Origin of the sequence: uncultured Dokdonia sp., assembly GCF_947496725.1 — a bacterium.
Classification (GTDB): domain Bacteria; phylum Bacteroidota; class Bacteroidia; order Flavobacteriales; family Flavobacteriaceae; genus Dokdonia.
Genome location: NZ_CANMDS010000001.1, coordinates 1 through 13755, shown reverse-complemented (window position 1 = coordinate 13755; position 13755 = coordinate 1). Strand labels below are relative to the sequence as shown.

The window sequence follows — 13755 nt, the reverse complement described above, 5'->3', positions numbered from 1 at the left end:
CTTATGAAATCATCACTCATTGCATTGCTTGTTTTACTTAGCATCCCGCTAGTCGCTTTTTCAAATCCTACATTAGATCCAGGTGAAAATCCTATACTACAAACTCAAGAAGGTCTTTATATAGACGCAGCCAGTGCTTTAGAACGACAGGCTATTGCATTTACCAAAAAAGGTGATACAGATAAAGCCGTAGCAGCACTAGATGCCTACATACTTGAAACTGGTGATTTTTCAATCTTAGAAAATAGTTCTTATGAGAGTTTAAAGCGCAATGAAGGTTTTATTGCTCTAAAGGATAAATACCTAGTTAAATTTAATATGGGTACTTTCTTTTATCTATATGTAGGTTTAATAGGCATATTTATAGCACTTATATTAAATGCTAGAAAGAAACAAGATAAGATTGCAAATGGGCTCATAAGCCTTTTTGTATTTATGCACTCATTTTTCTTAATACACGTAGCGCTTTATTTATCAAACTATGTGTATTACGAGCCGCACACATTATCTATGTCTGCACCGTTTTCATTTTTATATGGTCCTGTACTTTATTTTTATTTTAAGCGAATTACCAAAAATTATGAGTTTAAAAAGAAAGATGCTCTCCATTTAATCCCTACGGTTATATTTTTAATATTACTCATCCCTGTCTTTGCAATGTCTGCAGAGGGTAAATTAGAAATTATGCTAGGGGAAGGGTCTTACTCTACATTACCATATCTAGTACCAGCAACCATACTGAAATTTACATCACTAGTAGTTTATGGTTTCTTTACTATCAAATTATATTTAGATAGTAAAAAGGAAAAATCAACAGATCTTAAGCAATTGAGATTACGTCGTAATATAGTTATCGTGCATAGCGTCTATGCTGTATTTTATGCACTGTATGCTTTTATTATAGTGCAATATAGTTTTGGTAGTAGCCTATTGCATATTCAGCTCTTGGCAATGACAAGTCTTGTGTTATATGTAGGTTATGTCGCGTACTCAAATCCACTAGCACTCATAGGTAGTGTCAAAAAAGTCAAAAAGGCAGCTACCAAATATCAAAACTCTGGTCTTACTCAAAGCTTCTCTACAGAGCTTAAAGAACAACTTGTCAAGTTACTAGAAGAAGATAAACTGTACAGAGAAAGTACTCTTAAACTGGAGTATGTAGCAGAGCGTTTAGGAACTACCCGTCACAACGCATCCCAGGTTATAAACGAACACTTTGGGCTTAACTTTTTTGAGCTTATTAATAAGTATCGAGTAGAAGAAGCAATGGAGCGATTAAAAAACAACCCAGAAAACCTCAATATCATAGATATTGCCTACGAGGTGGGTTATAATAATAAAGTGACTTTTAATAAGTCTTTTAAAAGGTTTTGTGACCTTACACCTACACAGTTTTTAAAACTAGAAAGTGTGAGTTGATCATTGTATTAAATAGTTGGAATATTCATAATCGGCTCTCAAGTAGAGTCGATTTTTTTGTGCGTCTGTGCGGTAGCTTTTACGCTTTCGCGAAAGCGTAAACCCTTTTTCGTTAATCATTTCCTCATTAATAACTAGGCTATAATGATCTGAAGTTTGTACCCAGTACCCCAGCCAGTCTAATGTAGACTCATCATAATAAAGATACCAAGTGTCTGTGCCATCTTGAAAAGTCACTTTAAGCTCGTGTGCTGGTGTACCTTGAAAATCTGTAATACCTAAGTATGTTTTTACCGAGCTACCTGTGTCAAGCGTGTAAGGGAGGCCTAGCACAAAAGTCGCGGCGTATAGTTTGTTTTGTAGAGCAGTTTTACTTATAGATGTATCACGTATTCCATCTTTAAACTGTAGTATAGCAGTATCCTTTTGTATGAGTTTATAGGTGTGTAGGCTATCTTTCCAGGTGATGGATCTCATCGCTCCATTTGTAAAATCATAGGTATGTTTTTCGAGACGATTTATTTCGGTAGTACTATCTTTATCATAAAGTTTGAATGCTTTCTCAAAAGAGAGTGATTTTATACTCTCGTAATTTTCCTTTCCGCCACTGGAGCTCATTATTTTTTGTAATAATGTATTTCCAGTCATTACTTCTGGTGTAGAAGCTGTGTTGGTCCTAAATAAAAAAAATAATAATACTGCGATGCCACCAGCGATAGCAATAAGTACGAGTCTTCCTTGTAAACCTTTTAATACAGCCATAAATTGTGATATTTAAACCCACAATATACAATATAGCACACATTTATAAGTGTAAATTATTGTGATGATAAGGGTGTGATTTTTCGCGAAAGCGTAAAAAATATAGCAATCAACAAAGAGATTTTAAAATTGTTAATTACTTCTTTTTTTTGTGCTTACTTAACCCATCGCAAGTCCTTATATTAGCGACTCCACGACATTTTATGGCTCAAGAAACACAATACAACGAAGATAATATACGCTCCCTCGACTGGAAGGAGCATATCCGTATGCGTCCCGGGATGTATATAGGTAAACTAGGCGACGGCTCAAGTGCAGATGACGGTATCTATATCCTTGTAAAAGAGGTGCTTGATAACTGTATAGATGAATTTGTAATGGGTGCGGGTAAGACCATTGAGATTTCTATACAGGGCGAAAAAGTAATCGTACGCGATTACGGCCGTGGGATTCCGCTAGGAAAAGTGGTTGATGTGGTTTCAAAAATGAACACGGGTGGTAAGTATGACTCGCGTGCATTTAAGAAATCTGTAGGACTTAACGGTGTAGGTACAAAGGCGGTAAATGCACTTTCAAATTATTTTAGAGTAGAGTCTACCCGAGATGGTAAGTCTGCAAGTGCAGAGTTTGAGCGTGGAGAGCTTACAAATCAAGACTTGCTAGATGAGACTTCACGTAGGCGCGGGACCAAGGTTTCGTTTGTGCCAGATAGTGAGATATTTAAGAACTTTAAGTTTCGTTCTGAGTATGTGGAGCGCCTTATAAAGAACTATGTATACCTTAATCCGGGTCTTACCATTGTTTTTAATGGTGAGAAGTTCTTTTCTGAAAATGGATTAAAAGATTTACTATCTGAGTCTATAGCAGAGGGGGATAGACTTTATGATATTATCCATCTTAAAGGTGAAGATATTGAGGTTGCTATCACACACAGTAAAACGCAGTACTCAGAAGAGTATCACTCTTTTGTAAACGGGCAGCATACCACTCAAGGAGGTACACACCAAGCGGCATTTAGAGAGAGTATCGTGCGTACGATACGAGAGTTCTATGGTAAAAACTATGAAGCTTCAGATATTAGAAAGTCCATTGTTTCCGCTATAAGCATCAAGGTGATGGAGCCTGTTTTTGAGTCGCAGACAAAGACCAAACTAGGTTCTACAGATATGGGAGGAGATCTACCTACAGTAAGAACCTACATAAATGATTTCTTAAAAACCGCCCTTGATAACTTCTTACACAAAAATCCTCCAGTGGCAGATGCTTTGCAACGCAAGATTTTGCAAGCAGAGCGCGAGCGTAAAGACCTCTCTGGTATAAGAAAACTTGCAAAGGAGAGAGCAAAAAAAGCGAGTTTACACAACAAGAAATTAAGAGATTGCCGTATACACCTTACAGATAGTAAGAAAGCCCGAAACCTAGAGACTACACTGTTTATCACAGAGGGAGACTCTGCATCTGGATCTATAACAAAGTCAAGAGATGTAAACACACAAGCGGTTTTTAGTCTTAAGGGGAAGCCTCTTAACAGCTACGGTCTTTCTAAAAAGATTGTTTACGAAAACGAAGAGTTTAACCTATTACAAGCGGCACTCAATATAGAAGAGTCTATTGAAGATTTGCGCTACAACAACATTGTAATCGCTACCGATGCCGATGTAGATGGTATGCACATACGCCTGTTACTAATTACATTTTTTCTTCAGTTTTTTCCTGAAGTAATTAAAGAAGGACATCTGTATATACTAGAGACGCCACTTTTTAGAGTACGTAATAAGAAAGAAACGATATACTGCTACAGTGATCAAGAAAAGGCAGATGCGATGGCAAAGCTAGGCGCAAAGCCAGAGATTACACGATTTAAGGGACTTGGTGAGATATCGCCAGATGAGTTTCAGTTTTTTATAGGAGAAGATATTAGGCTAGCACCAGTAATGCTTGACAAAGCACTTATGATAGAAGATCTTCTCTCTTTCTATATGGGTAAAAACACCCCAGATAGACAGAAGTTCATTATTGAGAATCTAAAGGTAGAACTAGATAGAGTAGTAGAGGAGTAAAAGAATAACGCTTTCGCGAAAGCGTAAAAAAAAAGATTGAGGCAACCATTATAAGTTTTTAAGCGTCTATAGTTATAGTAAGAACCTTAAAATAAGTGAAGATGATTAAAAGATTTACAATTATTGCAACCCTAAGTATTTTATTAATGGGATGTGCCTCTGCAGTGATAAATACGGTGATGAAGATTAACACAGGGGAGGCAAAACGTTTTGCTAAAGCTGTAATGAGTGATGAAGCAATTGATTTCAGAAAATTTTCTGTGTCTAGTGATTTAAAGGAATATTTGAAGAGTGAGGAAGGAGTTACCTATTTCAACTCAATTAAGAAAGAGGCGGGTACTTTAAAAGCATTAAAACTTAAAAATGTCAAAGGTTCAACCTCAGACACTATGAATTATAATTTTATTGCGAGTTTTAAAGAAAATGAACTTCAAAGTGAAGTGCGAGTTCAAACCTACGGCGATAGTAGATTTATAAATGTATTTGTAACGCCGCAGCAAGAGACGGTGGAACTATTAGAAAAGTAAGTGTTATTACAACCAATTAATGAGCGAAGAAATAAACGACCATAACCAAGACGAAGAATTAAACTCAGATATGCTTCCATCTCAAACTGGAGAAGGAAGTGGGGAGACGATTACTCGTGTCTCTGGAATGTTTGAAGATTGGTTTTTAGACTATGCATCTTATGTAATACTTGAGCGTGCTGTACCTGCAATAGAGGATGGCTTTAAGCCTGTGCAGCGACGTATTATGCACGCACTTAAGGAGCTAGATGATGGCCGTTATAATAAAGTAGCAAATGTAGTAGGGCACACAATGCAATATCACCCTCACGGTGATGCGAGTATAGGTGATGCAATGGTGCAAATAGGTCAGAAAGACTTACTTATTGATACACAGGGTAACTGGGGTAATATTTTAACCGGAGACCGCGCGGCGGCATCTAGATATATCGAGGCACGCCTCTCAAAATTTGCACTAGACGTTGTTTATAACCCAAAGATTACAGACTGGCAGGCCTCTTATGATGGTCGTAAAAAAGAGCCTATAAACTTACCGGTAATGTTTCCTTTATTACTCGCTCAAGGTGCAGAGGGAATTGCCGTAGGCTTAAGTACTAAGGTAATGCCTCACAACTTTATAGAACTTATTGATGCTTCTATAAAACACCTTAAAGGAAAACGATTTACCATTTATCCAGATTTTCCTACCGCTGGTATTGCAGATTTTACAGATTATAAAGATGGTTTAAGAGGCGGGAAAATACGCTGTCGTGCTCGTATGAGCCAGCAGGATAAAAACACGCTAGTAATTACTGAGCTGCCTTTTGGACAGACTACTACATCGCTCATAGATTCTATTCTTAAAGCAAATGATAAGGGTAAAATCAAGATAAAAAAGATAGAAGATAATACCTCTGCAAATGTTGAGATTCTTGTGCACTTGCCTAGTGGTATTTCTCCAGATAAAACCATAGATGCATTGTATGCATTTACAAATTGTGAGACATCTATATCACCACTAGGTTGTGTTATTGAAGATAACAAGCCACTTTTTGTGGGAGTGTCAGAAATGTTACGCAGATCTACGGATCGTACAAAAGCACTTCTTAAGTCTGAGTTGGAAATCCAGCTTGGAGAATTTGAAAACCAATGGCATTATGCTTCACTAGAACGTATTTTTATTGAGAATAGAATTTATCGTGATATTGAAGAACAAGAGACTTGGGATGGCGTAATTAAAGCTATAGATGAAGGTTTAAAACCTCACATAGGTCACTTAAAGCGCGCTGTGACTGTAGAGGATATCACACGTCTTACCGAGATACGTATTAAACGTATTTCTAAGTTTGATATAGATAAAGCACAGCAGAAGATAGATGCTCTTGAGGATCAAATAGCCCAAGTAAAGTATCATCTAGATAATCTCACACAGTATGCGATAGACTACTTTACGCGTCTCAAAAAAGATTACGGAAAAGGAAAAGAACGTAAAACTGAGATCCGTGTTTTTGACGATATTCAAGCAGCTAAGGTTGTCTTAAGAAATACAAAACTTTATGTAAACAGAGCAGAGGGCTTTGTGGGTACCTCTCTTAAAAGGGACGAGTATGTTACAGATTGTTCAGACATAGATGATATTATTGTATTTACAAAGTCTGGATCTATGATGGTGGTTAAGGTGGAGTCTAAAACCTTTATAGGTAAAGACATCATACACGTTGCTATATTTAAGAAAAAAGATAAGCGCACTACCTATAATATGATTTATAGAGCAGGTAGTGGATTACCTACATATGTTAAACGTTTTAATGTTACCTCTGTCACACGTAATAATGATTACCAGCTTGCTGGTGATAAAAAGGGAGCTCAAGTACTCTATTTTAGCGCAAACCCTAACGGAGAGGCAGAACTTGTGACGGTCTATTTACGAGCTGTAGCATCAGTTAAAAAACTTAGGCTAGAGATAGACTTTGCAGATGTGCTTATAAAAGGCAGATCGTCTAAGGGTAACATCGTTTCAAAAAATGCTGTAAAATCTGTAGAGCTCAAAGAGAAAGGCCTTTCTACCCTTAAGCCTCGTAAAATATGGTTTGACGAGACTGTGCAAAGACTTAATCTTGATGAGCGTGGTGATCTTCTGGGAGAATTTAGACCAGATGATAGATTACTTATCATTAACCAGCACGGTAATGTACGTACTATTATACCTGAGGTAACACATCACTTTGATGATGATATGATTGTTCTTGAAAAGTGGGAGCCTAAAAAGCCTATTACAGCCATTTATTGGGACGGGGAAAAGGAACGTTACTACGGTAAGCGCTTTTTAATAGATAGTCCAGATAAGGAAGAAACCTTTATATCAGACCACAGTAATAGCCAGCTAGAGCTTGTATCTACAGACTGGAGGCCTGTTGCAGAGATGGTTTTTTATAAGCAACGTGGTAAAGACCAGCGTGAGAATGAAACAGTCTCTATGGAAGACTTTATCGCTATAAAGGGTATTTCGGCAATGGGTAATACGTTCTTTACCGAAAAACTTAAAGGTCTCGACTGGATTGAACCACTGCCGTATGAAGTGCCAAAAGAAGTAGAAAAGGAGCAAATAGAGGTAGTAGACGAGCAAGAGGTTTCAAACAGCCCTAGTACAGAACTACCATCTGGCAAAGACAATAACTCAAAGCCTTCAGATGATGTAGATGATGGCGAAGGGCAAACCACATTGTTTTAAATCACATTTACAATAACCATTAGACATATATTAGATATGTCTAATGGTTATTGTAAATATGTTAGTTTCCAGTATATTTACTAAGCTAGACATACTTGGTGCGGTGATATTATGATGGAGTTAATAAAACATATCAACTTAAAAACTATTTTTATAGTGTTGTGTGTTTTTAATTCCGCTTTCGCGAAAGCGTATACCACCTACGACCCCTGCGCATTACTTACATCACCAGTGCAGGGAGCAATAGATGTTTCCATCACCGAAACTATATTTTTTGAAAGTATACCTGGAGCAGTGAGCTACTTTGTAGATTTAGGCACTACACCAGGGGGGATAGATATTCTTGATAATTTCAATACGGGAAGTAACGCTCAGTTTACGGCTCCTCAGGGTTTTCCAGAAAGCACATTGATTTATATCACCATAAGAGGGTTCTTTCCAAGTGGAAGTACTGTAAGCTGTGATTCTCAATTTTTTACTACAGAAGATAATATACTCCCACCCGAATGTACAGAAGTTGCTTTTCCGTCTAATGGAGCGATAGATGTACCGGTAAACACAAGTATATCGTGGGCGTATGCTTCACGTGCCACAGGTTATTTAATAAGTATAGGTACATCGCCTGGAGGAGTAGATGTAATTAATGCTCAAGATGTAGGTAATATACTCACATTTACTCCAGCTTTTAATTTTGATTCAGACACTACCTATTATGTAACGGTAACACCTTATAATGAAAATGGACAGAATTCCACCTGTGCAGAAACCAGTTTTACAACAGAGGTAGTAGCCTCAGAAGTGCCAGAGTGTACACAACTTTTTAGTCCTATGGATGGAGCGATAGAAGTTGCACTCACGCCATTGCTTGAATGGTTTCCTGTAGATAATGTTGAGGGGTATTTGATAAAAATAGGATCAACACCAGGAGGTGATGATGTACTTGCAAATACTAATATAGGTCAAGCAACATCAACTCCTGTAATAGACTTTGAAGAAGGTGTCACGTACTACGTGACCATAACACCCTTTAATGCTGCTGGACAAGCTCAAAACTGTACACAAACTAGTTTTACTACAACACTAGGCTGCGGTCCATACACAGATGGCATTACTGGAGAGATGGTAGATTTAAACCCCGTAATCACACTAGAAGATAGTTATGAAATTTGTGATGAAGAGACTCCATTAGAATTGAGTTATTCAGAAGGTTATGATACAATATCTTGGCACAAAATAGTAGAGGGGCAACAGCAACTCATATCTACAAACCCTAATGTGGCTATAGCAGAGACTGGTACGTATCTACTCGAGGTTAATGAAGAGGCAATGATAGAAGCAGGATTTGTGACTTGTACTGCTACACATTTGTTTAATGTCACGGTTTCTCAATCTCCTGTCATAAGTAATTTGATTATAAATAATGAAGGTAGTTTTGTTTCCGTTATTGTAGAGTTAGAAGAAGAAGGAGATTTTGAATACTCCAGTACGGGTGTAAACGGACCTTATCAATCTAGCTCCTTTTTACAGAATATAAATCCGCTTGATATTCAAGTATTCGTAAGAGACCGCATAGGTTGTGGTTCAGATAGTAGAACTATAAAACCTGACCCAGGCTTCCCAAAATATTTCACGCCTAATGGTGACGGTATAAATGACACCTGGCAGGTGAGGGGAGTAGAGGTAAATGGAGAGACAGTTACTAGTATAGAGATTTATGACCGTTACGGTAAGCGATTAAAGACCATTTTGCCATATGGTTCAGGTTGGGATGGAACATATCAAGGCAGAGAATTACTAGACAGTGGGTTTTGGTATAAAGCAAATACAGCGTCTAACGTAATCTTTACGGGCTATTTTGCATTAAGACGACAATAGAATAGGTACGCTTTCGCGAAAAAATAAATTTATTTTATCATCAGTTAAATTAATTTATTATTGATTTTGAGAGCATTACCATTAGAAATTAATTTTTAAGGTAAAGTTTATAAATTAATCCTCATTTTATTCTTGTTTTCTTGTATTTCTTGATGTACATTTGCATCCGCTTATAACAAGCAAGTTCATTTATTAGTGAAAGGAGAGGTGCCTGAGTGGCCGAAAGGAGCGGTTTGCTAAATCGTCGTAGGTGGAAACACTTACCCAGGGTTCGAATCCCTGTCTCTCCGCAATTGTCAAAAAAATCTATATGTTTTATAGATTTTTTTTGATGTATGAGATTATGCACTTAGTGCAGGTCTCGGGGTATAGCGTAGCCCGGTTATCGCGCCTCGTTTGGGACGAGGAGGTCGCAAGTTCGAATCTTGCTACCCCGACTTTTTGTTGATTAGGGCTCTTAGCTCAGCTGGATAGAGCACCTCCCTTCTAAGGAGGCGGTCGAAGGTTCGAATCCTTCAGGGCTCACAACATTCATTAAACCACATCTATTATAGATGTGGTTTTTTTGTTTATCATAATTAGTTTTACTGCTCTGCAAATTATATGATAATCCATTACTACTATACATTAACCTTCAGTCTCGTTAAAAATTAAATATTGATAAAGCGGTATGAATAAGTTATAACAAATCTTAGGACAAATGTTAACAAGCTTGTTATATTACAAAGCGTTCGTACTCAGTGTTTGAGTACGTTTTTTCATATCTTTCGCTAGGTTTTACTCAGTTTAATTAAAACCAAACGAAATAGTAAGAAATCTCCCTTTAATCCATACCCATTATGAGATCATCTTTAGTACTTATATCCGTCTTATTTTTATTCTTTACAGTACATATTAATGCACAAGCAATAACGGTAGATGGCAGTGCCACCACGGTTGCAGATGTTGAGACATTAATTACAGATATCCTTATAGGTAGTTCTAGTGATTGTGCAGAAATAAGTAATGTTTCAAAATCTACAGGTATTGACGAAGGTGCAGGTATAAATGGTATAGGCTCTTTTGAATCTAATGGAGCAGATTTTCCCTATGAAGCGGGTATAGTCTTAGTCTCTGGTAATGTAAATAATGTTCCGGGTCCAGAAGTAGATGGTATACCCAGTGGAGGGGGCTGGGGAGGTGACACAGACCTTGAGGCAAATACAACAGCAACAAATACTAATGACGCTAGTTTTATACAATTTGATTTTACTCCATTCGTAGATGAGTTAAATTTTAATTTTATAATGGCCTCAGAAGAATATAATCAAGGATTTGAATGTACCTTCTCTGACGCATTCGCCTTTATCCTCACTGATCTCACTACCGGTGTTGTTCAAAATTTGGCAGTTCTTCCCGGAACTAATATTCCAATCGAGGTTACAAATATTCGTCCAGAAGTTCCTGGTAACTGTGCAGCAGTAAATGAGGAATTTTTTGACCGCTATAATTTTGCTCCATTTAATCCAGAAGCAAATTCTGCTATAAACTTCCAGGGGCAAACAGTTTCCCTTACAGCTATGGGAACGGTAGTTGTGGGTAATCCCTATACCATAAAATTGGTTGTTGCAGATCAAAGTGATTCCGTAAGAGATATTGCTGTTTTTCTAGAGGCGGGGAGTTTCAATCTTGGAGTTGATATTGGTGGTGATAGAATAGGATCAGAATTTAACGCTGCTTGTGAGGGTGAAACTTTAACATTAGATGCTACGTTTGATGGGGCTATAAGCTATACTTGGGAAGTAGATAATGGGACTGGATTTGTTCCTTTGCTTGATGGTATGGGAGTACCGGTAACAACTCCTACTATAGATGTGACTGTTGCTGCTACTTATCGTGTCCTTGTGGATGCAGGTACAGGATGTCTTGGAGAAGACACTGCTACTATCGAGTTTGCAAATCCTATGTATAACGACCCTATGGATTTAACAGTGTGCGATGATATTTCTGGTGATGGTGTAGAAGTTTTTGATTTAACTGATCAGACATCAGATATTTTAGATACGCAAGATCCTTCGGTTGTTAGTGTTACTTTTTATGAAAACCCATCAGACGCCGAAATGAATATTAATCAGATACCGAACCCTGATGCTTATTCAAATACGATGTCTTCTCAAGAAATATGGGTCCGTGTCGAAACAGATTTAAGTCCAGATTGTTTTGAAGTTGGTTCATTTATGATTTCCGTAAATAGTCAGACTATAGCAAATGATCCAGGTGTGTTTACAGTATGCGATGATGCATCTGATGGTAGTGATACAAATGGGATAACTGTTTTCGATCTCTCGTCTTTAAATAATTCTATTCTTGGCACGCAAGACCCTACTTTATTTAGTGTTTCTTATCATTCCAGTGCTATAGATGCTACTAACAACGATATGTCGCTAGCACTTGCCTACACGAGTGCAGATGATATGATATGGGTCCGTGTTGAAAATAATGGAGATGTAAATTGCTTTGCAATTAGAGAGATTACGCTAGATGTGGCAGAGCTTCCAGTTCTTTTAAATAATCCTGTACTATTATCACAGTGTGATACAGATCAAGACGGTTTTGCTTTTATTAATTTAACTGAAGCTCAAACCTTATTAAGTGCAGATGCTAACAATGAAACGTTTCTTTATTTTGATTCAGGAGGATCTCCTATTATAGACCCAACGTCTTATGTAAATCAAACCGCAAACAACGAATCCATAAGCGTTACTATTTCTACTATAAATGGATGTACACGTCAGGCTCAAATCGATCTTGAAGTAGATACTTCAGAGATTCCTGATACTTTTCAATTAGAATATTTTGAGTGTGATACAGATAGTGATGGTCAGTCAGTATTTGATTTTTCTGATGCTACAGCACAAGTGCTAGCTTTATTCCCTGCGGGGCAAATGCTCACTGTAAGCTACTACGAAACCCAGCAAGAAGCAGAAACAGAGACCAATCCTATCACGGCAACTATTGATGCCTATACAAATAACCTCACCTATACAGATACAAATGGACAGCAAGGCATATGGGTACGTGTAGATGGCGATACCGCAAACGACTGTCGTGGTCTAGGGATACACGTATTACTCAATGTGGAAGCTAACCCCACCTTTTTACCCAACATCTCTTCACTTGAAGAATGTTCACCTATCGCAAACGCAGCCCAATTTGACCTTACAGAGCAAGATGCTCAGATTACTGGCGGTGATTCTAATATTCTAGTTACTTATTATGAGAATGTAGGGAATTACACGGCAATGAATGATATTGCTAACCCTACTGCTTTTTCAAACAGCAGCAACCCTCAGACTATTTATTACAGTCTGGAGAATGCCACTACGGGCTGTACTACGTTTGATTTTGTCAACCTGGCAATGAACTTTGAGCTCATCGTAAACCAAAACCCTGTACTCACCACACCTACCGAGCTTCAAGTTTGTGATGATGATGGTGTGATAGATGGACTTACCACAGTAGACCTCTCTTCAAAAGACATAGAGATTACGGGCGGATTTGATGCAAACCTTACCATCACCTACCACCTAGACCAGGCTGGGGCCGATGCTGGTGATGCAAGTATTCCAGACAAAACAATGTTTACAATGACCACCAATCCTCAGATTGTAGTGGCTCGTGTGACCGATAATACCACAGCTTGTTATGCAACGGTCAACCTTAGTGTGCGCAGCTTCCCAGTGCCAGTACCCGTAACCCCTGCAGATTATGAGGAGTGTGATGACGATAACGACGGAGTTTTTGACTTCTTCGTGCTTTCCTCTAGAGACGCCGAAATCACCGCTGGCGACCCGACCCTTACTGTAGCCTACTATCTTACACAAGCAGATGCAGATAATGCACCGGTGGGTCAGGAGCTTGACAATATGATGTATATCAACAATGAGCCTTTTGAGCAAATTGTGTATGCCCGTGTCTTTAACGATGCCGGTTGCTATAGCACCACACCGCTTACCCTGCGTGTGCTCAACACCCCAATGCCTAACCAAAATGCAACTCCATACGCACTGTGTGATGATGATACAGATGGGCTTCAAATATTTGATTTAAGTACGCAAGAAGCTAATATTCTAGGCGGCTTAGACCCTACAACGCATACGGTGGAGTGGTTTTCTTCTCTCGCTTCCGCGGAAGCTGGTACTCCTACCATTGCAACCCCTAATGCTTATACGAGCAATACCGCTACCGTATATGCCCTAGTAACCGACACTGCACAGATGACCACAACAATGACCTTCTGTAGCAATATTGCTCCTTTAGAACTTATTGTAAACCCATTACCAACCCCTATCCAACCTGCCGAATACGAGCTCTGTGATGATATAGAAAGCGGTAGTGATATCGATGAGTTTGCAAGCTTTGA

At 38.3% G+C, this 13755-nt stretch carries 7 protein-coding genes and 3 tRNA genes; 9 read left to right on the top strand and 1 reads right to left on the bottom strand.

The genetic code is table 11. The features are described 5' to 3' along the window. The first annotated feature begins 3 nt into the window (after positions 1 to 3). A complete protein-coding gene (locus Q0948_RS00050; RefSeq protein WP_298348759.1) occupies positions 4 to 1419 on the top strand; it encodes an AraC family transcriptional regulator in 1416 nt (471 codons plus the stop codon). On the opposite strand, the gene Q0948_RS00045 is transcribed toward Q0948_RS00050, so the two are convergent. Continuing rightward, complete coding sequence (locus tag Q0948_RS00045; RefSeq protein ID WP_298348761.1) at positions 1420 to 2181, bottom strand: hypothetical protein; 762 nt, start codon at positions 2179 to 2181, stop codon at positions 1420 to 1422. It lies immediately after the preceding gene. 203 nt (positions 2182 to 2384) lie between these two features. Between Q0948_RS00045 and Q0948_RS00040 the strand changes: the two genes are divergently transcribed. From Q0948_RS00040 to Q0948_RS00005, 8 genes are all read left to right on the top strand, one after another. After that, positions 2385 to 4241, top strand: a complete 1857-nt coding sequence (locus tag Q0948_RS00040) for a DNA topoisomerase IV subunit B (RefSeq protein ID WP_035336754.1) — start codon at positions 2385 to 2387, stop codon at positions 4239 to 4241. 101 nt (positions 4242 to 4342) lie between these two features. Further along, positions 4343 to 4768, top strand: a complete 426-nt coding sequence (locus tag Q0948_RS00035; protein ID WP_298348765.1) for a hypothetical protein — start codon at positions 4343 to 4345, stop codon at positions 4766 to 4768. Positions 4769 to 4787: 19 nt separating this feature from the next. After that, complete coding sequence (locus Q0948_RS00030) at positions 4788 to 7478, top strand: DNA gyrase/topoisomerase IV subunit A (protein WP_298348767.1); 2691 nt, start codon at positions 4788 to 4790, stop codon at positions 7476 to 7478. Between the two features lie 111 nt (positions 7479 to 7589). Then, on the top strand, positions 7590 to 9353 hold the full coding sequence (locus tag Q0948_RS00025) for a T9SS type B sorting domain-containing protein (RefSeq protein ID WP_298348769.1): 1764 nt from the start codon (positions 7590 to 7592) through the stop codon (positions 9351 to 9353). A 201-nt stretch (positions 9354 to 9554) separates the two neighbouring features. Beyond that, positions 9555 to 9643 (top strand) — tRNA-Ser (locus tag Q0948_RS00020). A 72-nt stretch (positions 9644 to 9715) separates the two neighbouring features. Continuing rightward, a tRNA-Pro gene (locus Q0948_RS00015) sits at positions 9716 to 9790 on the top strand. Between the two features lie 14 nt (positions 9791 to 9804). Then, positions 9805 to 9878, top strand: a tRNA-Arg gene (locus Q0948_RS00010). A 314-nt stretch (positions 9879 to 10192) separates the two neighbouring features. Next, positions 10193 to 13755: choice-of-anchor L domain-containing protein (locus Q0948_RS00005; protein WP_298348771.1), on the top strand; the 3563-nt coding region annotated here is incomplete at its 3' end.

Bases quoted from the DNA above. Each gene is read 5' to 3' on its own strand.
- Q0948_RS00035 (WP_298348765.1), top strand. From the start codon at position 4,343: ATGATTAAAAGATTTACAATTATTGCAACCCTAAGTATTTTATTAATG.
- Q0948_RS00025 (WP_298348769.1), top strand. From the start codon at position 7,590: ATGATGGAGTTAATAAAACATATCAACTTAAAAACTATTTTTATAGTG.
- Q0948_RS00030 (WP_298348767.1), top strand. From the start codon at position 4,788: ATGAGCGAAGAAATAAACGACCATAACCAAGACGAAGAATTAAACTCA.
- Q0948_RS00050 (WP_298348759.1), top strand. From the start codon at position 4: ATGAAATCATCACTCATTGCATTGCTTGTTTTACTTAGCATCCCGCTA.
- Q0948_RS00045 (WP_298348761.1), bottom strand. From the start codon at position 2,181: ATGGCTGTATTAAAAGGTTTACAAGGAAGACTCGTACTTATTGCTATC.
- Q0948_RS00040 (WP_035336754.1), top strand. From the start codon at position 2,385: ATGGCTCAAGAAACACAATACAACGAAGATAATATACGCTCCCTCGAC.